The sequence below is a fragment of the Flavobacterium sp. IMCC34518 genome (assembly GCF_027111095.2).
GTDB classification, from domain to species: Bacteria; Bacteroidota; Bacteroidia; order Flavobacteriales; family Flavobacteriaceae; genus Flavobacterium; species Flavobacterium praedii.
The window spans coordinates 2,914,048-2,939,781 of the sequence record NZ_CP114284.2; the positions used below are offsets into that span (position 1 = coordinate 2,914,048).

At 34.9% G+C, this 25,734-nt stretch carries 19 protein-coding genes; 11 read left to right on the plus strand and 8 right to left on the minus strand.

What is annotated here, in order from left to right:
• Positions 1-117 precede the first annotated feature (117 nt).
• Positions 118-2,409 carry a DNA topoisomerase 3 gene (locus tag OZP06_RS12545; RefSeq protein ID WP_281323783.1) on the minus strand — a complete coding sequence of 764 codons (2,292 nt, stop codon included), beginning with the start codon at positions 2,407-2,409 and terminating at the stop codon, positions 118-120.
• Between the two features lie 408 nt (positions 2,410-2,817).
• Here OZP06_RS12545 and OZP06_RS12550 point away from each other — a divergent pair, with 408 nt between their 5' ends.
• Both OZP06_RS12550 and OZP06_RS12555 read left to right on the plus strand, forming a co-directional pair.
• Entirely contained in the window at positions 2,818-3,510 is a 693-nt protein-coding gene (locus OZP06_RS12550; RefSeq protein ID WP_281323784.1) for a dienelactone hydrolase family protein, read from the plus strand.
• 381 nt (positions 3,511-3,891) lie between these two features.
• Positions 3,892-4,092 carry a dodecin family protein gene (locus OZP06_RS12555; protein ID WP_269222148.1) on the plus strand — a complete coding sequence of 67 codons (201 nt, stop codon included), beginning with the start codon at positions 3,892-3,894 and terminating at the stop codon, positions 4,090-4,092.
• A 449-nt stretch (positions 4,093-4,541) separates the two neighbouring features.
• Here OZP06_RS12555 and OZP06_RS12560 read toward each other — a convergent pair whose 3' ends face one another.
• Positions 4,542-6,002, minus strand: a complete 1,461-nt coding sequence (locus OZP06_RS12560; protein ID WP_269222149.1) for an NAD(P)/FAD-dependent oxidoreductase — start codon at positions 6,000-6,002, stop codon at positions 4,542-4,544.
• 747 nt (positions 6,003-6,749) lie between these two features.
• On the opposite strand from OZP06_RS12560, the gene prfA reads away from it, so the two are divergent.
• The 5 genes from prfA (at position 6,750) to OZP06_RS12585 (ending at position 12,911) form a co-directional block, all read left to right on the plus strand.
• Positions 6,750-7,826, plus strand: coding sequence for a peptide chain release factor 1 (prfA, locus tag OZP06_RS12565; protein WP_269222150.1), 1,077 nt, complete (start codon positions 6,750-6,752; stop codon positions 7,824-7,826).
• Between the two features lie 130 nt (positions 7,827-7,956).
• Entirely contained in the window at positions 7,957-10,158 is a 2,202-nt protein-coding gene (locus tag OZP06_RS12570; protein WP_281323785.1) for a DUF5723 family protein, read from the plus strand.
• A 116-nt stretch (positions 10,159-10,274) separates the two neighbouring features.
• Positions 10,275-11,099, plus strand: a complete 825-nt coding sequence (gene pyrF / locus OZP06_RS12575; protein WP_281323786.1) for an orotidine-5'-phosphate decarboxylase — start codon at positions 10,275-10,277, stop codon at positions 11,097-11,099.
• Positions 11,100-11,203: 104 nt separating this feature from the next.
• Positions 11,204-11,998 (plus strand): helical backbone metal receptor, encoded by a 795-nt coding sequence (locus tag OZP06_RS12580; protein WP_269222153.1) that lies wholly within the window; start codon positions 11,204-11,206, stop codon positions 11,996-11,998.
• 127 nt (positions 11,999-12,125) lie between these two features.
• Positions 12,126-12,911, plus strand: coding sequence for an alpha/beta hydrolase (locus OZP06_RS12585; RefSeq protein WP_269222154.1), 786 nt, complete (start codon positions 12,126-12,128; stop codon positions 12,909-12,911).
• 300 nt (positions 12,912-13,211) lie between these two features.
• Here the strand turns inward: OZP06_RS12585 and OZP06_RS12590 are convergent, their stop codons facing one another.
• Together OZP06_RS12590 and purU are read right to left on the minus strand one after the other, a co-directional pair.
• Positions 13,212-13,934 carry a DUF4197 domain-containing protein gene (locus tag OZP06_RS12590; RefSeq protein WP_281240311.1) on the minus strand — a complete coding sequence of 241 codons (723 nt, stop codon included), beginning with the start codon at positions 13,932-13,934 and terminating at the stop codon, positions 13,212-13,214.
• Positions 13,935-14,057: 123 nt separating this feature from the next.
• Positions 14,058-14,912 carry a formyltetrahydrofolate deformylase gene (gene purU / locus OZP06_RS12595; RefSeq protein WP_269222155.1) on the minus strand — a complete coding sequence of 285 codons (855 nt, stop codon included), beginning with the start codon at positions 14,910-14,912 and terminating at the stop codon, positions 14,058-14,060.
• Between the two features lie 318 nt (positions 14,913-15,230).
• Here purU and OZP06_RS12600 point away from each other — a divergent pair, with 318 nt between their 5' ends.
• Positions 15,231-18,707, plus strand: coding sequence for a methylmalonyl-CoA mutase family protein (locus tag OZP06_RS12600; protein WP_281323787.1), 3,477 nt, complete (start codon positions 15,231-15,233; stop codon positions 18,705-18,707).
• Positions 18,708-18,960: 253 nt separating this feature from the next.
• Here OZP06_RS12600 and OZP06_RS12605 read toward each other — a convergent pair whose 3' ends face one another.
• A complete protein-coding gene (locus tag OZP06_RS12605) occupies positions 18,961-19,362 on the minus strand; it encodes a secretion protein (RefSeq protein ID WP_269222156.1) in 402 nt (133 codons plus the stop codon).
• Positions 19,363-19,545: 183 nt separating this feature from the next.
• Here OZP06_RS12605 and OZP06_RS12610 point away from each other — a divergent pair, with 183 nt between their 5' ends.
• Entirely contained in the window at positions 19,546-20,418 is an 873-nt protein-coding gene (locus OZP06_RS12610) for an AraC family transcriptional regulator (protein ID WP_269222157.1), read from the plus strand.
• Between the two features lie 413 nt (positions 20,419-20,831).
• A complete protein-coding gene (locus tag OZP06_RS12615; protein ID WP_269222158.1) occupies positions 20,832-21,689 on the plus strand; it encodes an alpha/beta hydrolase family protein in 858 nt (285 codons plus the stop codon).
• Here the strand turns inward: OZP06_RS12615 and OZP06_RS12620 are convergent, their stop codons facing one another.
• The gene (locus tag OZP06_RS12620; RefSeq protein ID WP_269222159.1) at positions 21,690-22,595 is read right to left on the minus strand and encodes an IS1595 family transposase; all 906 of its coding nucleotides are present in this window, start codon (positions 22,593-22,595) and stop codon (positions 21,690-21,692) included. It abuts the gene before it with no gap.
• Between the two features lie 338 nt (positions 22,596-22,933).
• Here OZP06_RS12620 and OZP06_RS12625 point away from each other — a divergent pair, with 338 nt between their 5' ends.
• Positions 22,934-23,452 carry a hypothetical protein gene (locus tag OZP06_RS12625; RefSeq protein WP_281323788.1) on the plus strand — a complete coding sequence of 173 codons (519 nt, stop codon included), beginning with the start codon at positions 22,934-22,936 and terminating at the stop codon, positions 23,450-23,452.
• Between the two features lie 86 nt (positions 23,453-23,538).
• On the opposite strand, the gene OZP06_RS12630 is transcribed toward OZP06_RS12625, so the two are convergent.
• Together OZP06_RS12630 and OZP06_RS12635 are read right to left on the minus strand one after the other, a co-directional pair.
• Positions 23,539-24,492, minus strand: coding sequence for a TerC family protein (locus OZP06_RS12630; protein ID WP_269222161.1), 954 nt, complete (start codon positions 24,490-24,492; stop codon positions 23,539-23,541).
• A gap of 142 nt (positions 24,493-24,634) precedes the next feature.
• Entirely contained in the window at positions 24,635-25,648 is a 1,014-nt protein-coding gene (locus tag OZP06_RS12635) for a glutamine synthetase beta-grasp domain-containing protein (RefSeq protein WP_077377029.1), read from the minus strand.
• Positions 25,649-25,734: the final 86 nt, after the last annotated feature.

The following is a 25,734-nucleotide window of genomic DNA, read 5'->3' on the forward strand; positions in this document are numbered from 1 at the left end:
AATAAAGGTAAAAACAGTTCATTTAATAAAAGTTACCTATTACAATCAAGGTATTCACTTCTATTTTCTTTTGGATAATCTAACAAACTTGTTTTTTACTTATATGGCTTATATGTTTTAAATGTTGTCTATTAAAATTTTGTAAACCAGTTCTTTAGTTGGTTTTTGGTCTTTCAGTTTTTCTCTAACTACATCAAAAGTCACTTTAAAATCACATCCCAATTTATAATCGCCGCAGCCATAAGCCGTTTTTCCTTTTAGAACTGTTCCTTTTTTGCATTTCGGACACGTTAATTCATCAGGTGTTGGTTTTAGGGCAGTTTTCTTTGGTTCTAATATCAATTTGAAATTTTCATCAAAACGGAGCAAACCTTCCACAGTGCCGATATCGGTTTTGAAATCTTTTAAATTTACGGTAGAACCTTTTTGAAGCAATCTCAAATATTGATTCTCTGATATTTTTTTCTCGGCAAAACTATACGGCAATACAAAACTACAATCCGCTTTGTATTCACTGCAACCATAAGCCGATTTCCCTTTTATCAAGCTTCCTTTTTTGCATTTCGGACAGATTTCCGCCAGAATTCCGGCCGCTTTCTTTTTCTCTATGGTGGCAACTTGTTTTTGAATACTTCCTGCATGCGAAATATTGGCACGCTTAGTTTCACTTCGTACTTCGTATACCAAGGCTTCTACCATCTGTTTCATATTGTTTATGAATGCACCAGCGGTAAACTCCCCTTTTTCAATATCTTTCAATTGTTTTTCCCAAGAACCAGTAAGCTCTGCCGACTTTATTAATTCATTTTGAATGGTTTCAATCAACTGAATCCCTGTTGGTGTTGGTAAAACTTGTTTTTTGTTTCGAATGATGTATTGGCGTCTAAAAAGAGTTTCAATAATATTGGCCCGTGTAGATGGTCGTCCAATACCGTTTTCTTTCATTAGTTCACGCAAATCTTCATCATCGACTTGCTTGCCAGCAGTTTCCATGGCACGCAATAGGGTAGCCTCGGTAAACTGATTGGGTGGTTTGGTTTCTTTTTCTAAAAAGGAGGGTTCGTGTGGTCCTTTTTCACCCACAACAAAACTTGGCAGAATATCGGCTTCTTTTTCTTTGGCGTTTGGGTCTTCAAAGACAATTCGAAATCCTTTTTTTAAGATTTCTTTTCCGGTGGTTTTAAATAATACATCGGCTGCTTTTCCAGTTACAGTAGTGTTGGCTACTAAACAATCATCATAAAAGACCGCAATAAAACGTTTTGTAATAATATCATACACTTGCTGCTGATTGTATTGCAAATTGGATTGTATGCCAGTCGGGATAATTGCATGGTGATCGGTTACTTTTTTGTCGTTGAAAATCTTAGGCGATTTTTTAATCTTTTTTCCCAAAAGTGGCTGCGTTAATGCGGCATAATTGGTTAAATTTTGCAGAATACCAGGTACTTTTGGATAGATATCGTTTGGTAAAAACGTGGTATCGACTCTCGGGTAAGTGACTACTTTTTGTTCATACAATGTCTGAACGATTTTTAGTGTTTCATCTGCTGTAAAACCAAATTTGGTATTGCAATATACTTGTAAACCTGTTAAATCGAATAATTTAGGGGCATACTCATTACCATTCTTTTTTTCGACAGTAACAATTTCAAAGTCACTTTCTTTAACTTTATCGGCGAGAAGTTCACCATCTTCTTTATTTAGAAAACGACCTTCCTCATAACTAAAAAGTGTTTCTCTGTATAAAGTTTGTAATTCCCAGTAGGGTTGAGGTTTGAAATTTTCAATGGCCAAAAAGCGGTCTACCACCATGGCTAAGGTTGGCGTTTGCACCCGTCCGATAGACAGCACTTGTTTGTATCCACCATGTTTTACGGTATACAAACGCGTGGCGTTCATACCCAATAACCAGTCGCCAATGGCTCTGGAAAACCCTGCATAGTATAAATTATCGTAGTTGGCAGATGGTTTTAGGTTGTCAAAACCTTCTTTGATGGCTTCGGTGGTTAAGGATGAAATCCACAAGCGTTTTACTTCCCCTTTGTAATTCGCTTCATTCATAACCCAGCGCTGAATGAGTTCTCCTTCTTGTCCAGCATCCCCGCAGTTAATAACCAATTCGGCTTTATCAAATAAAGATTTTACAATTCTGAATTGCTTTTGTATTCCTGAATTTTCGACAACTTTGGTTTCAAATTTGTCGGGAAGCATGGGCAGGTTGTTCAAGTCCCAGCTTTTCCAGTGGGGTTTGTAATCGTTCGGTTCTTTTAAGGTACAAAGATGCCCAAAAGTATAAGTGACCTGATAGCCATTGCCTTCGTAATAGCCATCGTGTTTGGTATTGGCTCCCAAAACGGATGCGATTTCGCGTGCTACACTTGGTTTTTCGGCAATACAGACCTTCATTTTTTACTTCTTATTTGAAGCCGCAAATTAGGAATTTAGAAATTGGTATTGAAATGAAATTTAATGGAGTTATGAACGGGGATAAGTAAATATTTTTTTAAAGATAAAATAATTGTTGGTCTTTGATATCAAATCTTATAGTCCTCAAAAAGCGATAATCCACAATATGAAATCGATTGGATAAATTATATTTTGAGAAGCGGCACGTTATAATTGGGATAGGAAATGCAATAAATCAAACTCAAACATTACAATGTTTAAATACAACTATGTATAAAATTAGACACCACCTTTGGAAAAATTAGCGATGGTATACGCTGTTTATCCGGATTAAATTTCAAAAAAATTGGTGCCATTGATTATAAAAACTTAATTTGCGCACCCAAACCAAAATAACAACCCAAATTAATGCGATTTTATTTTTTATTTTACCTATTTATCCTTGGTTCCATTCCTACAGTCCAAGCGCAATTACAAGCAATTACAGATAAGACCGATTATCCTTTTTGGATTAACTTGCCCAATCAGGAGGTTTTGGATAACAAAGCGCCTATCATTTTATTTTTGCACGGGAAAAGTTTGTCTGGCACAAATTTGAATCGTGTAAAACGGTACGGGGTCATTCGAGCCATCGAAAGCGGAAAAGAAATTCCTGCTATAGTCGTTGCTCCACAAGTGTCGTCGGGAGCTTGGAATCCAGACAAGCTTTTGAAACTTTTAGAATATGTGCAGAACAACTACAATACCGATTTGTCTCGCGTTTATGTATGCGGAATGAGTTTGGGTGGTTACGGTACTTTTGATTTTGCAGGGAAATATCCCGACAAAATTACTGCTGCAGTCGCAATTTGTGGAGGCGGTAACACAAAAGATGCTTGCAATCTGGCCACACTTCCTTTGTGGGTGATTCACGGTAACAGAGATTACATAGTACCAATTTCGGCATCCAAAAAAATGGTCAAAGCGATTCAGACCTGCAAGCCCGATGCTAACCTTACTTTTACCATTGTTAAAGGCGGTAATCACGGTAGTGTAGAACGTTTTTTTAGAGAAGACAAAATTTACAATTGGATGCTGAGTCAACGTAAATTTTTGCCTTAAAAAAGGACTATCTTATTTAGGGAAAATTTAATTCTTCCTCTACTGTTCGTTTTTACAGAATAGCAATTTCCTTTTGTATGCTAATCTTGGTATTCTCCAGATATTTAATTTGGAGCAAAAGTGCTATGTTCTCTAATATTGTCTTATTTTAAATGTAGTATTTATGAAAAAATGACAAATAGAAGCATAGTTATTAAAAACACTTCTATTTTAGCGATCCACTTTATTAATATAATGATTTAACTTTTAATTGAAATAGGTATCCGTTGCAGCAGCAGGGGTAAACGCATCGTATTGAATAGTAGTTATTTAGGTTGAAAAAATGCTAATAATTTATTTTTTTTATTTAAATTTAATGTTCTAATTCTAAATCAAAAAGTTATGTCAGTATTAAAAGTTATCGAAGTACTTTCTAGTTCAGAAAAAAGCTGGGAAGATGCAACTAGAACAGCAGTTGAAAAAGCATCAAAAACTGTAAAAAACATCCGCTCTGTTTATGTACAAGATCAAAGTGCTTCAGTTAAAAATGGAAAAGTAACTGAATTTCGTGTAAATCTAAAAATCACTTTTGAATTGGATTAATTACACTGCAATTTTATTAAGCTCACTCAGGTACTCGTTTAATACGAGTACCTTTTTATTTTTGGCTAACTTAAAAATACATTTTTACAATAAGAATATGCTATAAAAAATGTTTTTCATATAAATTCAGAATGATATACTTCAGACTAGTAATCTTTTGTTCTTTTTTTCTGGTGACTTGTGCAGAGAGTACCTGTATAAATTGTAAAGATAAATTGTAGTGTTTGCAAAGCAGTTCACTACAGTTTAAGTGTTTTAAAAACAATACTCTAGTTTTTTTATAACATTATATTCTAAATATAAAAAAAACTGAACGTATTAAATTTTAGGACAAAGTATCCGAGTTGCGAACGAATACCAGTGTGGGAAATACTGAATTGTTTTTTTAAAAAAATCAGTCCTTTTGTTCTAAGGAGATTACGGGAAACTGTAGTAGTAGTTTTATAGCCTTATTCATTTTCATTTTTCGTGATGCAGCGTCCTCTGGGTTCGTCACCTTCATATAGCACGATTTCGGAATGCAGGAATGCGGCGGCTTCTGCTGAACCTTTTACTTTTGAAGCAGAACGCTCGACCATTTCGGATTCAAATGTGGTTAAGACACTTTTTCGTATTCCGGACAATCGCCAATGCGATGAAGAGTTGCATCCTTTTGAAATTTCACGAGCCAGTGAGAGCGCGTCCAGCAATGCTTGATTTGCTCCCTGACCTTTGAAGGGGCTCATTGGGTGAGCCGCATCACCAATCAGAGTCACTTGTCCTGCTGTTGCCAATAAATCGGTAGTCAGTAATTTGCGATCGTACACCGGATAGCCCGAAATTTGGGCTTCTAAAGTTGCGGTCAAAATGGCCGGGATAGGCTCGTGCCATTGCGTTCTCCGACATGCTTCTTCCTTGAGTGCTCGAGGGCCTTTGGCGCTTAAGGCTTTGGCCTCTTTTTCTGGCATTGGGAAACTCAGTTGCCACATCACTGTGTCTGACGTGTAAGGCATAATGTAGATGCGCTCATGGCCATTGGCCGTTTGAAATACAGTGGCCGAATCCAGTAAAGAACTAGAAAATTCTTCAAGCGCTTGCAATGGGCAAATACCCAAAATCACAATACATCCTAGGTAACGTAATGGGGTGCTGTCATCACCAATCAGTAATTTTCGCACCGAACTCCGAATACCGTCGGCACCCACCACAAGATCTGCTTTGGCGCTCTTTATTGTACCGTTGACTTGAAAACTCAAATCAACACCGTCACCCTTCCGTTCCTCAAAACCGAGTAGTTGATGTCCCCATTGTACTGCGGTATGCCCGCCGAGTTGCTCCAGCAAAGCTAAACGCAAGGACTGCCGAGCGATATGTATGTTTGTGCGTTTGGGAGCTGGTTTTACTTCCGACTGTATCCATTTTCGGATTCCCCATTCCCCAATTACTTTTCCTTCTGTTGTATGAACTACGTGCCTTGTCGAAATGACTCCTTCTTCAAGCGAAAAAATTCCCAATTCCTCGATTGCTTTACTGGCCTGTTGCAAAGTAAGTCCGTAGCCTTGAGATCGAGCCTCAAAATGGGTATCGCGTTCATAAAGGGTAAAAGGGATTCCGCGGTGCAAACAAGCCACAGCCAAAGCTACTCCTCCGATGCCGCCACCAATGATGGCAATGTGTGGGTAGTTTTCTTTGTCTGCCAGTGTGGGATTATCGGTAGGAATCAATCCAGATCCGGAGCAGTTTGTGCAGGTGTGCAGGTGTCCTTTTGGACGAACGGGTGCAGTTCCTTCGCCATTCGATTTTTCAAATTGCTCGAATGCTATCTGGTATTGGCGGCGTGCTTTGCTGCTGAGTCCTCGACTTTTTTTGCCGCGTCCCTGACATTCGGGACAAATAGTCCAGCTTGTGGCTGAATTTTTTACCTTTTTCACTTCCTGTTTGTTTTTTCTTGATTTGGATTGCCTTTTATTAAAATGATGTTGAGTTTAATTGTAAAATAATGATGTTGAGTTTAATTGTTTTACGATCACTAAATTTTAAAATTTTTGCATTGCTCCAAAGGTATAATTTAATGACGATTGTCTAAAGGGGTTCATTTGTTTTTTTTAGACAGCACCTTTTAAATTTTCTGATTTTGATATTTTTAAAATGTTGTTTTTGACCAAAAATGCCTAGCCCCAGTAGTAGTGGAAAGCCTTTGAGAGTTGAAAACCACTTTTTTCTGGTGGTGGCAGAGCGACCAACGGAAGCTCCTGCCAGCGCCTAGAAAAAGGGTTTGAAACCGAAAAGCTTGCAACGGATGATGGGAAAAAGCTCCTTATTGTTGTTTTGGTATTGATTGTGTCGAAAAAAGGGTGTTTTAATTTTTAGTTATGTGATGTGCGGAATGAGAAGTTGCGGTTTTAAGTTGTTTTTTATGTGATTTTGAAATTGAAATTGCAACAGATTTTATAGGAATGGCAAACGGTTTCCTGTCTTGAGCTTTAAAAAAAGTGGGGTGTTTTGGCCTGCTAAATTTCCAGAAAAGAACACTATAAAAGGAAAGCTTTTTTTTGTACTTTTGCAGTCCGAACTGAATTAGGGTTTTTTATGTAATGAATATAAGAAAATCCTATTCGAGGTTCCTTCAGCCTTTTGGCTAAAAAAATATATTTTAGAAGAAATAAAGATTTATAAAGATGTTAGATAGACTTCAATATGCAAAACAACGTTTCGACGAGATATCAGATTTGATTATTCAGCCTGATGTGATCGCGGATCAAAAACGTTATGTACTACTCAACCAAGAATACAAAAGTATTAAGGCATTAGTAGATAAAAGAGAAGAATACATTTTGTTACTGGCCAATATTGACGAAGCCAACGAAATTATTGCCGATGGTAGTGATGCGGATATGACCGAAATGGCCAAAATGCAATTGGAAGAAGCCAAAGAACGTTTGCCAAAATTGGAAGAAGAAATCAAATTTATGTTGATTCCTAAAGATGCGGAAGATGCTAAAAACGTGATGGTAGAGATTCGTGCAGGTACTGGTGGCGATGAGGCAAGTATTTTTGCGGGAGATTTATTTAGAATGTACACTAAATATTGTGAAGGCAGAGGATGGAGAACTTCGGTTGTGGATATGAACGAAGGAACATCTGGTGGTTTCAAAGAGGTGATCTTTGAGGTTACAGGAGAAGATGTATACGGTACGTTGAAGTTTGAAGCTGGTGTGCACCGTGTGCAACGTGTGCCTCAAACGGAAACGCAAGGGCGTGTACATACCTCGGCAGCAACGGTTATGGTGCTTCCGGAAGCAGAGGAATTTGATGTACAAATTGATATGAATGATGTACGTGTGGATTTCTTTTGTTCGTCTGGACCTGGTGGACAATCGGTAAATACTACGAAATCGGCAGTACGATTGACACACATTCCAACTGGTTTGGTGGCACAATGTCAAGATCAAAAATCGCAACACAAAAACAAAGACAAGGCTTTTGGTGTATTGCGTTCCCGTTTATACGAACAAGAATTAGCCAAGAAACAAGCAGAAGATGCCACAAAACGTACTTCGCAAGTAAGTTCTGGTGACCGTTCGGCTAAAATTCGTACCTATAATTATGCGCAAGGTCGTGTAACAGATCACCGTGTAGGATTGACATTATATGATTTGGGTAACATCATGAATGGTGATATTCAGAAAATTGTTGACGAATTACAACTGGTGAACAACATGGAAAAATTAAAAGAAGCGAGCGAAGTTTTTTAATGCTAAGCCGTATTCAAACCAAACACTTAATTGAAGAAAAAATCAATTAAGTGTTTTTTTTGTTCATTTTGTATAAATTCCTACTAAATAAATTACAAAATTAAATCTAAATTAACCTAAAATCAACTTGATGAAAAAATCATTACTTTTTTTAATCGTTCTATTTTCAGTTTTGCAAATAAATGCCCAGTCGTATATGGGTTATATTACGGATAATTATGCTGGAGTGCAAGGCGTACTTTTTAACCCAGCGTCTATTGTAGATTCTCGTTTTAAAACCGACATTAATATTTTTTCTGTTAGCGGTTCCTTAAACAATGATTTTTATGGGCTAAGCTTATTTGATTTGTCAAAAAGCAGTTATGATGCCAATAAAGACGGTGTTCAAACGCCTTTGAAAAAAAATGGAGGAATTTTGTATTCAGATGTGATGGGACCTTCTTTCATGTTTAATATTGCGCCAAAACATGCGATTGTTTTTTTTACTAGAGCTAGAGCAGTAGTGAATGCAACGGATATCAATGGGGATCTATACAATCAATTAAAAGATGGTTTGGATGATGCCAATAGCTTTAATATTAATGTAGGAAGCCCAAATACGGCAGGTCAAACATGGGGTGAGGTTGGTGCTTCTTATGCAGCTGTTCTATGGCAAAATAATCAACATTTTCTAAAAGGTGGTTTGACTGCGAAATATTTGATCGGTGGCTTTAATTCGTATGTAAAAGGGAGTAATGTAACATCAGCATTTGTTCAGACAAGCAATCCTTTGACAAGTTTTTTGGCTACAACAGGGACTCTTACAATAGGAAGCAGTCAGGATGTTATTGTTGGAGATGCAGATTATAAATTTGATACAAACTCAACTGGTTTCGGAGCTGATTTGGGTTTTATTTACGAATGGAGACCGGATTATGCATCGTATGATTTGAATAATGCCAAAGCGGTAGACAATAATTTTAAAGACCTAAACAAATACAAATTGCGTTTTGGTTTGTCTATTACAGATATTGGTTCTATTACATATAAAAATTCGAAAGAAGATTTGTATACTATTAATGGGGTGGTTACTCAACAAGAAATTGATGACGCAGATAATCTTGGTGATTTTCTGGAACTTCATTATGGAACTCCTGTAACGGTTTATAAAAATATAAAAGCCAATTTGCCAACCGTATTGCATTTGGATGCAGATTGGAATATGTACAAAAAATTCTATTTGAACTTGAATGGGAATATTAGTATGGTAGACAAATCAGCTATGGGTAAAACCAGTTCAGCAAATACTTATATTTTAACACCAAGATACGAAACCAAATGGTTTACGTTTTCGCTTCCAGTAAATTACATGGAATATAGCGGAATGCAAGTAGGGACAGGTTTGCGATTTGGACCAATGTTTGTGGGTTCAAGCTCTGTAATTACCAACTGGCTTTCGAAAGAATCAAAAGGAGCAGATGTGTATTTTGGTTTGAAAATCCCAGTATATCAGCATAAATTTAAAGATACCGATGAGGATGGTATTTTGGATAGTGATGATGATTGCCCAAAAGTTGCAGGACCTATTGAAAACAAAGGTTGTCCATGGCCAGATACCGATGCGGATACTGTAGTTGATAAAGATGATGCATGTCCAACCGTTGCTGGTCCAGTTGAGAACAAAGGTTGTCCTTGGGGAGATGCCGACAAAGATACTGTGATGGATAATGTTGATGCCTGTCCAACTGTTGCAGGGCCAGTTGAAAACAAAGGATGCCCATGGCCAGATACGGATGGAGATACGGTTTTGGATAAAGACGATAAATGTCCAAACGAAAAAGGATTGGTAGCTAATTTTGGTTGTCCAGAAAATGATGCAGACAAAGATGGTGTAGTAGACAAAGAGGATGAATGTCCTACTGTTCCTGGTCCTGTAAGTAATAAAGGTTGTCCCGAAGTAACTCAAGAAGTGTTGAAAGAACTTAAGATTCAGGCAAGAGCTGTATTCTTTGTAACTGGAAAAGCAATTTTGAAAACGGCTGACAAAGGAGAAACAGATGGTAGATTGGATGCAATTAAAGATATTATCAAAAATTATCCAAATGCAAAATTCTCTATTGAAGGGCATACCGACAGTGTAGGAAATGACAAGGCAAATCAAAAACTTTCTGAAGCTAGAGCCAAAGTGGTAATGGACGCTTTAGTAGCCAAAGGAGTTAACCCAGCAAATTTAACCTATGTTGGTTATGGAGAAACTAAGCCGGTGGCAGATAATAAAACTGCCGAAGGAAGAGCCCAAAACAGAAGAACCGAAGTGATACACGTAGGAACTATATATGAAGGCAAATTGTAAATTTGTTTTTAATTCTAAAAAAAAGCCATTCATTATTGAATGGCTTTTTTTATTTTTGCATGCTTTCAAAAAGAGAACCAATTCTCGTAAAATAATAGCATTTAACATATATAGAAATGACTACACAACAATTAATCGATCAAATTAAAATAAAAAAATCATTTCTATGCGTTGGTTTAGATGTAGATTTAAATAAAATTCCACAGTATTTATTAGCAACTGAAGATCCAATCTTTGAGTTTAACAAAGCTATTATTGATGCCACACATGATTTGGCGGTTGCTTATAAACCCAATATTGCATTTTTTGAAGCCTATGGGATAAAAGGATGGATGTCATTGCAAAAGACCATTAACTATATCAATGAAAAATATCCAGAGATTTTCACCATTGCCGATGCTAAACGTGGAGATATTGGAAACACTTCGTCAATGTACGCGAAAGCTTTTTTTGAAGACTTAAACTTTGATAGCGTAACTGTCGCTCCTTATATGGGAAAAGATTCAGTGGAGCCATTTTTGGCATTCGAAAATAAACATACCATTATGTTGGCTTTAACTTCAAATGAAGGTGCTTTTGATTTTCAAACGTTACAAGTGAATGGTAAAGAATTGTACAAACAGGTACTAGAAACATCCAAAACTTGGAAAAATTCCGAAAATCTAATGTATGTGGTTGGTGCGACCAAAGCCGAATATTTTACCGAAGTTCGTAAAATTGTTCCGGATAGTTTCTTGCTTGTTCCGGGAGTTGGAGCGCAAGGAGGAAGTCTTCAGGAAGTGTGTAAATATGGTATGAATGATACTGTAGGTTTGTTGATTAATTCTTCAAGAGCGATTATTTATGCTTCCAATGGAACCGATTATGCCGAAGTAGCGAGAGCCGAAGCCTTGAAAATGCAAAAGGAGATGGAGGAGATTTTAACGGGTTTAAAGTTTTAAGAATTTAAATTGTTTAAAGTAGTTCTGTATTGAATTTTAAACGAAATAATTTAAAGCTTTGTGAACTTTGCGTAAAACCTTTGCGCTCTTTGCGGTAAAAAAAAATGAAACTATTTATAGATCAACTTGGAACTTCGCATTCTTTTGAATCTTCGCCTCAGCGAATTATTTCTCTTGTGCCATCCCAAACCGAATTGTTATACGATTTAGGCTTAGAAGAAAATATAGTGGGGATCACTAAATTTTGTGTGCATCCCTACCATCTCAAGTCAACCAAGAAAATAGTAGGAGGGACCAAGAAGGTTAATTATGATAAAATCCGTTTGCTAGAACCCGATATTATCATTTGCAATAAAGAAGAAAACACACAGGAAATAGTAGAAGAGTTGCGTAAAATTTGTCCAGTTTGGGTAACCGATATTTTTACTCTCGAGGATAATTTCCAAATGATAACCGACTTCGGTCAGCTTTTTGATAAGCGAATTGAAGCTCGAAAATGGAACGACAAATTGACTTTTGCCCTGAGCGATTTTAAACATTTTATCAAAGACATTCCAGTTAAGAAAGTTGCTTATTTTATTTGGAAAAATCCATATATGGCGGCTGGTTCGGGGACTTTTATTGACGAATTATTACGATTGAATCATTTTCAAAACCACTTTTCAAACCAAGAGCGCTATCCTGAAATTGATCTTGAAAAAATGGATGATGAAAGTGTTTTGGATTTAATTTTACTTTCCTCAGAACCGTATCCTTTTAAAGCCGATGACGGTTATGAAATTGCCAGTTACACAAATAATACCCGAACGATTCTAGTAGATGGTGAAATGTTTTCTTGGTATGGAAGTAGGCTGCTCAAAGCTTTTGATTATTTTAAATATTTGCATACGAGTATTTAATATTGGAAATAGCAAAAAAGTGAATCAAATATTGATAGTTAGTCAATCAAATCCTAAAGTCTAAAAAACGAAGAAGTCGATATTAAGTCTGAAAAAAAACTATATTTGTCGAATAAAAAAAAGCTAAGTGATTAATTACACAATATATAAGAACGAAAATAGTACGGAATGGGTCACTTTTGTGCATGGCGCAGGTGGAAGTTCATCTATTTGGTTCAAACAAATTAGAGATTTTAAAAAAAGTTACAATATTTTGTTATTGGATTTAAGAGGACATGGAGAATCCAAAGCGACTTTGAAAACGGCCTTCAAACAAAAGTATACTTTTTCGGCTCTTGCCAATGATATTCTGGAGGTTTTGGATCATCTTAAAATTGAAAAATCACATTTTGTTGGAATTTCATTAGGTACCATTCTTATCCGACAATTGGCAGAAATGTATCCAAACAGAGTGCAAAGTATGATATTGGGAGGGGCTATCCTGAAAATGAATTTTAGATCTCAAATATTAATGCGTTTGGGAAATACGTTCAAATATGTATTGCCTTATTTGGTTTTATACAAGTTTTTCGCTTTTGTGATCATGCCCAAAAAAAGTCACAAACAATCCCGCTCACTTTTTATAAACGAAGCCAAAAAATTATATCAAAAAGAATTTATCAAATGGTTTAAACTCACAGCAGAGATTAACCCAGTATTAAAATGGTTCCGACAAGTAGAGCTGAACATCCCTACGCTTTATGTCATGGGAGAAGAAGATTATATGTTTTTGCCTTCAGTTCGCAAAGTGGTGGAGAGTCATTATAAATCATCAAAGTTATTTGTAATTGAAAACTGTGGACATGTAGTCAATGTGGAGCAACCCAATGCTTTTAATTCGGCTGTTTTATCTTTTATACATACCACTAAATAAATACAATTTACACCAACTAAAAAATGCCTGCATCTTAACGATAGCAGGCATTTTTATAACTAACCAAAACCAAAGTAATAAATAACCAGTTTATTACATTGCAAAGATCAGCATAATGTTTAATTTTTGTTGTTAAGGAATTGTTATTAGTTATTTGAAAAAAGTTAAGTTTTGCAAATCAATTTTAACATTTAGATATATGATTGCTTAATTGTTTGATTGATAGTTGTTTATTCTTTTTTCGGTCCTTTATTGTGTTTCCTAAAGATTGGAAATTGGTATTAAAAATGGGTTCTCCTTTTATTTCTTATCCTGCATCGCAAAAACTTTCTTTAAAACATCCGATGTTCTGGCATTCAAGTTGGTTCTGATGTTTTTTTCTTCCACGGTAATCATTTTAAAGACACCATCCAGTGCTTTGTTTGTAACATAATCGGTTATGTCTGGATTTACTTTGGATACAAAAGGAATTGTATTGTATTGTTTGATAATTGTTGTCCAAACCACATCGGCTCCAACTTTTCCAATGGATTGTTGGACTACAGGACTGAATTTTGCATAAAGAGGTGTTGTGGTTGCTGTTTGCAAATATGCTGTTGCGGCATTCTCTTTTCCAAGCAAAATGCTTTTGGCATCCGTTATTGTTATGTTTTTGATAGCCGATACAAATATGGGTGTTGCTTCTTTTACAGCGTCTTCTGCGGCTCTATTCAATGCTAATATGCCTTCATCGGCCAATTTTGACATTCCTATTTTTCGAAGGGTTTTGTCGACTTTGGCTAATTCTTCGGGCATTAGGATCTTCACGGCTTCATTTTTGTAAAATCCATCGGTGGCGGTTAGTTTGGAAACTTGCTCGGTGATTCCTTTGTTAAGTGCTTCTTTTAATCCAGCTGCAATATCTAGACTACTATTGGATTTTGAAACCGAATTGATTTTTTCGCTAGCTTTTGTCAGAATGCTTTTGAATTGTGCATTGCTTATTGCAGGAAGAATAAGGAGTAGGATTAAGGCTTTTTTCATTTTGGGTTTTAATTTTTTTCAAAAGTAGGGAAATGAAGGGTTCTGTCTATTTGAAATTTTCCCAAAAAAATGCAAATGTTTTTCAGTTTTTTACGGAATCGGACAAAATAAACGGCCATATCCCTAAGAAAATACAACCGTTTTGTTATTGTACACCATCGTTTTTCGCTCTGCATGCAGTTTTATTGCTCTTGCCAAAACCATACGTTCGAGATCGCGCCCTTTCATAATAAAATCTTCTATCGAATGGCTGTGCGAAACTCTCGAAATATCTTGCTCAATAATTGGTCCTTCATCTAGACCCTCTGTAACATAATGACTAGTAGCACCAATAATTTTTACTCCACGCTTGAAAGCTGAATGATAGGGCTTGGCTCCTGGAAAAGCCGGTAAAAAAGAATGGTGAATATTGATGATTTTGTTTTGGTAAAGCGCTATCAAATTGGGCGTGATAATTTGCATATAGCGCGCCAAAACAATAAAATCGATGTCGTATTTTTTTAATAATTCAATTTGGGTTTTTTCGCCTTCTTCTTTGTTGTCTTTGGTAAAAGGAACATGAAAAAACGGAATATCAAAACGCTCAGCAATCGGTTTCAAATCTTCGTGATTGCTTATAATTAAAGGGATTTCAAGAGGTAATTCACCTGCGCAATATCGTCCCAAAATATCATACAAACAATGGTCATATTTCGAGATAAACAACGCCATCTTTGGTTTTTGTGCTTGTGGATACATTGCCCAAGTCATATTAAAGGGAGTTGCAAGATTGGCCTGAAAATGTTCTTTTATGGCTTCTAGATTCCAAGTGGCTTTACTGAATTCACATTCCAATCGCATAAAAAACACATTTTCATCAGCATCCACATGTTGGTCTAGGTAAATAATATTTCCATCTATTGAAGCAATATAATTGGTCACCGAGGCAATAATTGCTTTTTTGTCTTCACAATGGATAAGTATCGTAATCTTTTGCATTTGTTTAAGTTTTCTAAAAAATAATTAGGAGCTTTATCCCGCTGTACACTGCAAGTCCTCATGGGTAAAACTATTTTTCTAAGCCCCAAAAAGAGCTTCTTTTAGTCGCTTTTTTGGTCCAAGAAAAATTAATTTTACCCATTCCGGGCTTTTCGTTTCCATCGGGGCTATTCCTCGAAAATACCAAATTTTTATGAAAACTAAGCTTATTTTTAACATAAAAAACATCATTATCATATTTTGTGTTTTATGTTGTTATTAGTGATTTTTATTTTAAAAATTATGTAAATTGCACCCATAAATTATCATATTCATAAAATGGAATTAGTAAAACCGTATGTACCCATAAATAAAGTTCGAATTGTAACTGCCGCATCGCTATTTGATGGTCACGATGCAGCAATTAACATAATGAGAAGAATTATTCAGTCCACAGGAGTTGAGGTAATTCATTTGGGTCATGACAGAAGTGTCGAAGAAGTGGTCAATACCGCCATTCAAGAAGACGCCAATGCCATTGCTATGACTTCCTATCAAGGCGGACACAATGAATACTTTAAATACATGTATGATTTACTTCAAGAAAAAGGAGCGGGTCATATCAAGATTTTCGGTGGAGGTGGAGGAGTAATCCTGCCTTCGGAAATAGCCGAATTGCAAGGGTACGGAATCACCAGAATTTATGCGCCAGATGATGGTCGCGCGATGGGATTGCAAGGAATGATCAATGATTTGGTACAAAGAGCTGATACCAGCCCCCCAGCCCCCGAAGGGGGAGTTTCTCAGATTGCGGATAATTTACTTAAAAAAGACGTAAATACAATTGCAAGATTAATTTCATTAGCAGAAAACAATCCAGAAGATTTCCATAAATTTTTTACACCACTATCAGCAGCTCCCCCTTCGGGGGCGGGGGGGGCTGTCGGGGCTCCAGTTCTTGGAATTACAGGAACTGGTGGCGCAGGAAAATCATCATTGGTTGATGAACTGGTGCGTCGTTTCTTGATTGATTTCCCTGAAAAAACCATCGGATTGATTTCAGTCGATCCATCAAAACGTAAAACAGGTGGAGCATTACTTGGTGATAGAATTCGTATGAATGCTATTAATAATCCTAGAGTTTATATGCGTTCGTTGGCAACTCGCCAATCCAATTTGGCTTTGTCAAAATACGTAGCGGAAGCCATTCAGGTTTTAAAAGCGGCTAAATACGATATCATCATCCTTGAAACTTCAGGTATAGGTCAATCCGATACGGAGATTATGGATCACTCCGATGTTTCTTTATACGTAATGACTCCGGAGTTTGGTGCCGCAACCCAATTGGAGAAAATTGACATGCTTGATTTTGCCGATTTGGTAGCCTTAAACAAATTTGACAAACGTGGTGCTCTCGATGCTATTCGGGATGTAAAAAAACAATACCAGCGCAATCATAATCTTTGGGATGTCAATCCAGATGAAATGCCAGTTTTTGGAACCATTGCCTCTCAATTCAATGATCCCGGGATGAATACGTTGTATAAATCTATTATGGATAAAATTGTGGAGAAAACGGATTCTGATTTGAAATCAACTTTTCAGATCACTCGTGAAATGAGTGAGAAAATTTACGTTATTCCGCCACATAGAACACGTTATTTATCTGAGATTGCCGAAAGCAACAGAAAATACGATGCTACGGCTTTGGGTCAAGAACAAGTGGCTCAAAAACTTTACGGAATCTTCAAAACCATAGAAAGTGTTTCTGGAAAAATTCCTGTGATTACTAAAGCGGGTATTGATGAAGATTCGGTTTTGCCAAATGCTTTAGAATTAGAAAAGCAAGGTGCAGCTGAGAATAAAATCTTTTTAAATCTTTTACTGAATCAATTCGATAAAGTAAAAATGGATTTGGATCCTTATAATTGGGAAATGATTTTAACTTGGGATGAAAAAGTTAATAAATATAAAAATCCAGTTTATACGTTTAAAGTTCGTGATCGAGAAATTAAGATGGCAACGCATACCGAGTCACTTTCGCATTCTCAAATTCCAAAAGTAGCCATGCCAAAGTATAAAGCTTGGGGTGATATCTTACGTTGGTGTTTACAAGAAAATGTTCCTGGTGAATTTCCTTATGCTTCTGGTTTGTATCCTTTTAAAAGAGAAGGAGAAGATCCATCACGAATGTTTGCAGGTGAGGGCGGTCCAGAAAGAACCAACAAGCGTTTTCATTATGTAAGTGCAGGATTACCAGCCAAAAGATTGTCAACCGCTTTTGATAGTGTGACTTTATACGGAAATGATCCTCACATTCGTCCTGATATTTATGGAAAAATCGGAAATGCAGGAGTTTCTATCTGCTGCTTGGACGATGCCAAAAAACTATATTCCGGTTTCGATTTGGTTCATGCCATGACTTCGGTAAGTATGACAATTAATGGCCCAGCACCTATGTTGCTTGGTTTTTTTATGAATGCAGCCATTGATCAGCAGTGTGAATATTATATAAAAGAAAACAATCTAGAAGATGAGGTTTCTGAAAAGATCAATCAAATCTACAAGAAAAAAGGTGTTGAAAGACCACATTATCAAGGTGAATTACCTGAGGGGAATAATGGTATGGGATTGTTTCTACTGGGAGTGACTGGTGATCAAGTTTTGCCTCTTGACATTTATAATGATATCAAGGCTAGAACACTTTCGCAAGTTCGAGGAACGGTTCAAGCCGATATTTTAAAGGAAGACCAAGCTCAAAATACTTGTATTTTTTCTACCGAATTTGCTTTGCGATTAATGGGAGATGTTCAGGAATATTTTATTGACAAAAAAGTAAGAAACTTTTATTCGGTTTCTATTTCAGGATACCATATTGCAGAGGCGGGTGCTAATCCAATCACACAATTGGCATTTACACTCTCCAACGGTTTCACTTATGTGGAATATTATTTGAGTCGTGGAATGGATATCAATGATTTTGGACCAAATTTATCCTTCTTTTTCTCGAATGGTGTCGATCCTGAATATGCCGTTATTGGTCGTGTAGCTCGTAAAATTTGGGCGAAAGCCATGAAAAATAAATACGGCGCTAATGAAAGAGCCCAAATGTTGAAATACCATATTCAAACTTCGGGACGTTCTTTGCATGCACAGGAAATTGATTTCAATGATATTCGCACCACTTTGCAAGCGTTATATGCAATTTATGACAACTGTAATTCATTGCATACCAATGCGTATGATGAAGCGATTACAACTCCAACAGAAGAGTCTGTTCGAAGAGCTATGGCGATTCAGTTGATTATCAATAAAGAATTGGGGCTTGCCAAAAACGAGAATCCTATTCAAGGTTCTTTCATTATAGAAGAATTGACAGATTTGGTTGAAGCAGCAGTTTTATTGGAATTCGACAGAATTACAGAAAGAGGTGGAGTTCTTGGTGCCATGGAAACGATGTATCAACGTTCTAAAATTCAAGAAGAAAGTTTGTACTACGAAACATTAAAACATACTGGGGAATTCCCAATTGTAGGTGTAAATACTTTTTTGAGTTCAAAAGGCTCACCAACGGTTATTCCAGCCGAAGTAATTCGCGCCACCGAAGAAGAAAAACAATACCAAATTACAATGTTGGATCATTTGCATAAAGCCAATCAGGATTTAGTGATTGAACATTTGAATACTTTACAGGAAGCAGCCATTAAAAACGAAAATCTATTTGAACACTTGATGGAAGCAACTAAAGTTTGTTCTTTGGGGCAAATCACCGAAGCTTTGTTTGAAGTAGGAGGGCAGTACAGAAGGAATATGTAAAATTGATTATTTATATGATAAAGTAATGTTTGTTACTTTATGGGATCGAAATTATATTCAAAAAACACATTTGGTTGACTAATGGTTGACTGAATGTGTTTTTTTATGGGCTAGTAATTTTTAAGACTGTTTTTTGGTGTTATTTTTTTTAAATATTAAAATTTTCAATACTGTATAAAAAAAAACAGCTCCGTTATTGGAGCTGTTTTAATAACTATAAATATTCCTGAATTAGTAAGTGGAAAATATTTTATTAGTTGATAACTACGTTTTGATTTTTCATTTTTAAATCTGTTTTTTGTACTTCAGCTACAGATTTTCTTGATAATATTGATTTTTCTTTAGATACAACAATTTCGTGTGTTACTTTTTTTGAATTTGTTTCTACTTCCAAAAAGTAAACTCCTTCTGGAAATTCTTCAAGGCTATATGTTTTTAATATTCCGCCTTTTCCAGTTGCTATTTCAGTATAAATTACATTATGAAATTTATCTGTGATAGTTATATTAGCTTTTTGAATTTCATTTACTGAAAAACTAATTTCGTTGTTTGCTCCGTTTTTTACGTTTAGTAAAAAATCACCGTTGATTGCAAAAGCATTAATAGAAGTCAATCCTACTAATACTGCTAGACTTAATTTTAAGATCGTTTTCATAATACTGTTGTTTTAAATTTGTATTTAAATTTCTGATACAAACTTAGAGACTATATTCAATTGATAACACAACTGTTTTTTCCTATTTATGTGTTATTTTGTCTTTACGAAAACGTTGTATGTTAAAATATGATAATATAGATTCTATTTTAGCTAAATTTGAATAGTTTTAAAATTGTGCAAATGAAAAAAATGAATCCAACACTCGAAGTTATTACTCCTACTTTTGGGAGTTCATTTTCTTTTTCAAGGTTTGTCGAAAACTCCAATTGCAAATCCGATTTATGGCATTACCATCCTGAAATCGAATTGGTTTTTGTAAATGGCGGCTCGGGAAAACGTCAAATAGGTAGTCATATCTCTTATTATTCAGATGGTGATTTAGTGCTTATTGGGAGTAATTTGCCACATTGTGGATTTACAAATGAGCAAACGGGTAATAAAAATGAAACCGTAATTCAGATGCCTCCTGATTTTCTAGGAAATGATTTTTTGAGTATCCCAGAATTAAAAAACATTCAAAATCTATTAATAAAAGCTAAAGGTGGAATTGCTTTTGGACCTAATACCAAAAAGCTTGTAGCAACTTTAATGGAAGACATGGAAAATCAATCTCATTTTGATAGATTATTGAGAATGATTAGAGTGCTCAATACCTTAGAAACAACCAACGAATATACTATTTTGAACGCAGATGGGTTTTCTTTGGAATTGCAAGTCCAGGATAATGATCGAATTAATGTTATTTTTAATCATGTAAAAGACCATTTTCAAGAACCCATTCATTTGGATGAAGTATCGGAAATGGTGAGTATGACTTCCCCTTCTTTTTGTCGCTATTTTAAAAAAATCACAAAAAAAACATTTACCACTTTTGTCAATGAATACCGTTTGGTTCATGCTTCAAAACTTTTGGCAGAGAATAAAAAAAGTATAACTGAAATTTGTTTTGAAAGCGGATTTAATAATTTTAGTCATTTTAATAAATCGTTTAAAGCGTATACCGGTAAAAGCGCTTCTCAATACAGACAAGAATTGAAAACTTTTATGAACTAATTTTGTAGTAACATAACACGTTCGTTGAAATTAAAAAAAAAATGAAATAACATAGGAGTATAGATTTAATCTAAAAATGTAAAGAATAAATAGGGAATAAGCTTTTTTTCTTACATGGAGTAGCTATGTGAATTGTTATATCCATATTTTATTCTTTTAAATACTAAAAATTATAGGTGTTAAAAAATAATTGCACCACATTGGGTTAATCTAATATGTTTTTTAGGAAAAGCTTAAAATGAAATAGAATTTAGGTTTCAAATTTTTTATACTACAAAAACAAATCAATTTTAAAGGAAGGTGTTGTAATTTAGAATGTTACTGTTTTTTTGTTTTGAAATCAAAAAAGGAGTATGCTATCTTTTCATTTTTTGAAATTGTATATTTACAATTCATCAATATAAATGATTGTTATGAAAAAAATACTAATTGTGTGTGTTGCATTTTTATTTTGCAATACAATATTGTCTTACGCTTCAACAGTTGATACTTTGCAAATTCCTAGTATTGCCATGAATAAAACCTATAAGGCTGCGGTAGTACTTCCTAATTCATATGTAAAGGGAAAGGCAACATACCCTGTACTTTATCTTTTGCATGGTGCTTATGGACATTTTTCGGATTGGTTGTCAAGTACTCCAAATAAGAATACCGTAAAAAATCTTTCCGACCAATATAATATTATTATTGTGATGCCTGAAGGAGAAACGTTTAGTTTTTATCTCAATAGTCCTGTAAATAAAGGAAGTCAGTTTGAAACCTATATAACAGAAGAAGTCATCCAAAAGATTGACAAGACGTATCGAACGGTAAATGATAGAAAAGGTCGCGTCATTGCTGGACTTTCTATGGGAGGTCATGGCGCTTTGTCTCTTTCTGCTAAACACCCCGAATTGTTTTGCGCAGCAGGAAGCATGAGTGGAGCTGTGGATATGGGAACAATGTTGGGTAGAGAGCCAAACGACCAAGTTGTAAAATTAATGCAGCCAGTCTTTGGCGAGCAAAGCACAAATCAAGATTTGTATACACAAAATGCTGTACTTGGCATGATTGATAAAATTAAGAACAATAAACTAGCATTGATTATCGATTGTGGAGTTGATGATTTTCTTATTGAGTCCAATAGAGAGTTGCATAGAAGATTAGTGTATAACAAGGTTCCTCATGATTACACAGAGCGCCCTGGGGTACACACTTGGGAATATTGGGAAAATGCGTTGTCCTATCAAGTTTTGTTTTTTAGTAAAATTTTTTTGATTGTCCGTTTTTAGTCATAACCCTGTAATACTTGCTATTACTAGCCTATCGAATAATTGTTCCTCAAAATATCTTCTATTAAGCTTGTAGACGAACTCATTTAGGTACAGTTGAAGATATTTGCCTTTAATTTTATGATAATTTCCTAGAAAATTCCTTTTAGCATTACTAATTGCAATATGCACCCACTTTAAAGTTTCCGTAGTTGTTTCTTTATTCGATTTTTCAGTAATATGAATTTCCACGTAATCTGCAATATCTATATATGATGTGCTTTTGTCTGTAAAAAGAATACTTTTTTCCGAAATGGATTCCTGAATTGTTTGATTTATCAGTTCTGATGTGTGATCAGTCAAAACTTTTGCTTTAAAATACCTGCATTGATTTGATTTTTTACCAGTTTCAATATCTTCTAAAACAGTCGACTCAGCCATAATTGCAACGTTAGATTTACCAACAGCACCACGTCCACGAATTCCTTTTTCTTGTTCTATTTCGGTAGATTCAATTGTAAAATATCCTTCATCAAATTCAATCATCCCTTCCAAAGTATAACGCGCATCTCTATTGCCCATTGCTTTTCGCAACTTATGAACCATAGACCAAACCGGTTCGTATCGCTTCAATCCCAATTGTTTTTGAATTTCTTTACTTGAAAAACCTTTTTTAGTTGCCGTTAATAAGAACATGGTTTTGTACCAAATCAAAAATGACAAATTAGAGCTTTGCATTATCGTACCACTTCGTAATGATATTCTACTTCTACATTTTTTACACTCATAACTCCATCTGCTTTTTATCCAAAAATGTTCTTTGCATCCGCATTTACATTGAACTCCGATTTTATCTCTTTCCTCTTTAAAATGAAGTCTACAAGATTCTTCACTCCCGAAATTTGCTGTAAAACTGAATAAATTCATCGCTTTTTTTTATCAAATATAACACTTTTTATTAATTATGAGTGATTACGGACAATCAAAAAAATTTTAAAAAGTAATGGAGTTGTTGTTAATTAAGAAGTTACTTTTTGAAAAGCATAATTTTTCATAGTTTTGTATTTTAAAATGTTAAATATGAATTAGTTACAAATAAAAAAGGAGTTTTACCAAAAACCATTTTCATAATTAATTCTAGGTTTTGACTCATTATTGTATTTATAAATAAAAAAATATTGAATTATTTTGAATGAAATTCTAAAAAATAATTTTTTTGGCTTGATTTTTGAAATACCTTTATAGAACTTTAAAATATAAATAAGATGAAAAAAATAATTACACTTTTAGCGGTTATAGGAATGTTTGGTTTTCAAGGTTGTGAGGGACCAGAAGGGCCTCCGGGATCGGATGCATTAGTGCCAGAAGCTTTCGAAATTAAAAATCTTAATTTAGGGAAGGTTGCTGATAATGAGTATAATTTAAAAAGTACTTTTCAATTTGAAATTGGAGGAAATTTATTTGATGATGAAACAGTTTTGGTATACAGACTAACAGGTCTTATTAATTCAAATACCCCGATTTGGCAATTGATTCCAAGAACAATTTATTTTAGTAATGGTGATGAATTGGATTATGATTATGATTTTAGTAAAGTAGATTTTATAATTACCGCTAGGGGGAATTATAATTTGTTGAATACTCCAAGTTATATAAATAATCAAACTTTTAGAGTTGTAATCATTCCTTCTAATTTAGCAGCAGCTGTTAATAAAAATAATTATAATGAAGTGATGTCAGTTTTAAAAATAAGTGAAAGTCAAATTCAAAAAATTGATCTATAATACCCGATTTTTAGAATAAAAAAAAGGAAATCGAGAGATTTCCTTTTTTTTATAAAATGCATATAGATTAGATTTCAAACAATTTCCTATTCTAAGTTATTTTCGCTTTTACTAATTTGTAAAGAAACAACTACTCCGATAATAAGGGACAAAGCAATAAAACCCAATGAAGCCCATTCGGGAACTTCAATGTAATCGTGGAATATCATTTTCAAGCCCACAAAACTCAAAATAGCAATTAAGCTATACTCTAAATGACTGAATTTCTCTAGCATATTAGCTAAAAAGAAATATAAGGAACGCAATCCTAAAATTGCAAAGATATTAGAACTAAATACAATAAAAGGATCAGAGGTGATGGCTAAAATAGCAGGCACACTATCTACCGCAAAAACTACGTCCATTACTTCAATAATTATTAAAGCAACAAATAGAGGGGTGGCTGCATTGCCTCTTTCTGTTTTTGTAAAAAAATGTTCCTTTTCTGTATGTGTCGAGATTGGAATTATTTTTCCTAGGATCTTATATACTATAGATTTTTTTGGGTCAAATTCATCATCATCTTTTGTGAAAAGCATTTTTATGGCGGTAAATAACAAGAACGCTCCGAATATATAGGTTGCCCATGTAAATTTATTAATGATTAAAACGCCAAAATAAATCATTAATCCTCTAAAGACTATCGCTCCCAATATACCCCAAAATAAAACGCGATGTTGGTATTTTTTTGGAATTTTAAATGAAGCAAAAATTAATGCTATAACAAATATATTGTCAATACTTAAAGACAATTCTATAAGATATCCAGTTATAAACTTCATCGCAGCTACAGATGGCTTTATTTGCGTTGGATTTAAAACATAATCTGTTGAATAAAGCCAATACACTACGCCTGAAAATAGCATGGATAAGGTAAACCAAATGGCAGTCCATTTACTGGCTTCTTTGGAGCTTATAATATGAGGGTCTTTGTTGAATACTCCTAAATCTAAGGCTAGAAAAATTAAAATTAAAACTATAAATAAGATCCAAACTGTCATAATTGTATTTTTTATATATGTAGTGCAAATGTAGATTTGATTTTCTAAATTACTATAGAAATGAGTAAAGATTTGATAGATTTATTTGTATAAAAAAAGTGCCTTCTTTTTGGAAGGCACTTTTAGTATTGTTTGATTACAATTATAATGCAGAATTTACAGTTTTGATGATTCTTGCAGCAATTTTGTATGGATCACCATTAGATGCTGGTCTTCTGTCTTCTAACCATCCTTTCCATCCTTTTTGAACAGTCATTAATGGAATACGGATTGAACATCCTCTATCAGATACTCCGTAAGAGAAATCATGAATAGAAGCAGTTTCGTGTTTACCAGTCAAACGTTGGTCGTTGTATGCACCATAAACTGCAATGTGTTCTGCAGTAACTGGACGGAAAGCTTCACATATTTTCTCATAAATTTCTTGAGAACCACAAGTTCTTAATACATTGTTAGAGAAGTTAGCGTGCATTCCAGAACCATTCCAATCAGTATCTCCTAGTGGTTTTGGGTGGTACTCAATATAGTAGCCATATTTTTCAGTCAAACGGTCTAATAAATATCTAGCAACCCAGATTTCGTCACCCGCTTTTTTAGCTCCTTGTGCGAATAATTGGAATTCCCATTGTCCACAAGCAACCTCTTGATTTATTCCTTCAAAGTTGATTCCTGCTGCGATACATAAATCTGCATGCTCTTCAACTAATTTTCTTCCGTGTGTGTTTTTTCCACCTACTGAACAGTAGTACATTCCTTGTGGTGCTGGGTAGCCTCCAATTGGGAATCCTAATGGCAATAAAGTTTTAGTATCCATGATGAAATACTCTTGTTCGAATCCAAACCAGAAATCTCCATCATCTTCGATAGTTGCTCTACCGTTTGAAGGGTGCGGAGTACCATCTGCATTCATAACTTCAGTCATTACTAGGTAACCATTGATACGAGTTGGATCTGGATAAATAGCAACTGGAACTAATAAACAATCAGATGAACCACCTTCTGCTTGTCTTGTAGAAGAACCGTCAAAAGACCAGTTTCCTATTTCTGCTAAAGTTCCTTGAAAATTTTCATGCTCTTCAACTTTAGTTTTGCTTCTTAAATTTTGTGTTGGTTCGTAACCATCTAACCAAAGGTATTCTAATTTTATTTTAGCCATAATATTATAAATTGTTTTTTGATTTTTTTTCTTTTGCAAATATAAAATATTTTGTTTAGGTCTAGAAATTAGGGGGTGATTTTTAT

Bases quoted from the DNA above. Each gene is read 5' to 3' on its own strand.
- OZP06_RS12545 (WP_281323783.1), bottom strand. From the start codon at position 2,409: ATGAAGGTCTGTATTGCCGAAAAACCAAGTGTAGCACGCGAAATCGCA.
- OZP06_RS12550 (WP_281323784.1), top strand. From the start codon at position 2,818: ATGCGATTTTATTTTTTATTTTACCTATTTATCCTTGGTTCCATTCCT.
- OZP06_RS12555 (WP_269222148.1), top strand. From the start codon at position 3,892: ATGTCAGTATTAAAAGTTATCGAAGTACTTTCTAGTTCAGAAAAAAGC.
- prfA (WP_269222150.1), top strand. From the start codon at position 6,750: ATGTTAGATAGACTTCAATATGCAAAACAACGTTTCGACGAGATATCA.
- OZP06_RS12570 (WP_281323785.1), top strand. From the start codon at position 7,957: ATGAAAAAATCATTACTTTTTTTAATCGTTCTATTTTCAGTTTTGCAA.
- pyrF (WP_281323786.1), top strand. From the start codon at position 10,275: ATGACTACACAACAATTAATCGATCAAATTAAAATAAAAAAATCATTT.
- OZP06_RS12580 (WP_269222153.1), top strand. From the start codon at position 11,204: ATGAAACTATTTATAGATCAACTTGGAACTTCGCATTCTTTTGAATCT.
- OZP06_RS12590 (WP_281240311.1), bottom strand. From the start codon at position 13,934: ATGAAAAAAGCCTTAATCCTACTCCTTATTCTTCCTGCAATAAGCAAT.
- purU (WP_269222155.1), bottom strand. From the start codon at position 14,912: ATGCAAAAGATTACGATACTTATCCATTGTGAAGACAAAAAAGCAATT.
- OZP06_RS12600 (WP_281323787.1), top strand. From the start codon at position 15,231: ATGGAATTAGTAAAACCGTATGTACCCATAAATAAAGTTCGAATTGTA.
- OZP06_RS12605 (WP_269222156.1), bottom strand. From the start codon at position 19,362: ATGAAAACGATCTTAAAATTAAGTCTAGCAGTATTAGTAGGATTGACT.
- OZP06_RS12610 (WP_269222157.1), top strand. From the start codon at position 19,546: ATGAAAAAAATGAATCCAACACTCGAAGTTATTACTCCTACTTTTGGG.
- OZP06_RS12615 (WP_269222158.1), top strand. From the start codon at position 20,832: ATGAAAAAAATACTAATTGTGTGTGTTGCATTTTTATTTTGCAATACA.
- OZP06_RS12620 (WP_269222159.1), bottom strand. From the start codon at position 22,595: ATGAATTTATTCAGTTTTACAGCAAATTTCGGGAGTGAAGAATCTTGT.
- OZP06_RS12625 (WP_281323788.1), top strand. From the start codon at position 22,934: ATGAAAAAAATAATTACACTTTTAGCGGTTATAGGAATGTTTGGTTTT.
- OZP06_RS12630 (WP_269222161.1), bottom strand. From the start codon at position 24,492: ATGACAGTTTGGATCTTATTTATAGTTTTAATTTTAATTTTTCTAGCC.
- OZP06_RS12635 (WP_077377029.1), bottom strand. From the start codon at position 25,648: ATGGCTAAAATAAAATTAGAATACCTTTGGTTAGATGGTTACGAACCA.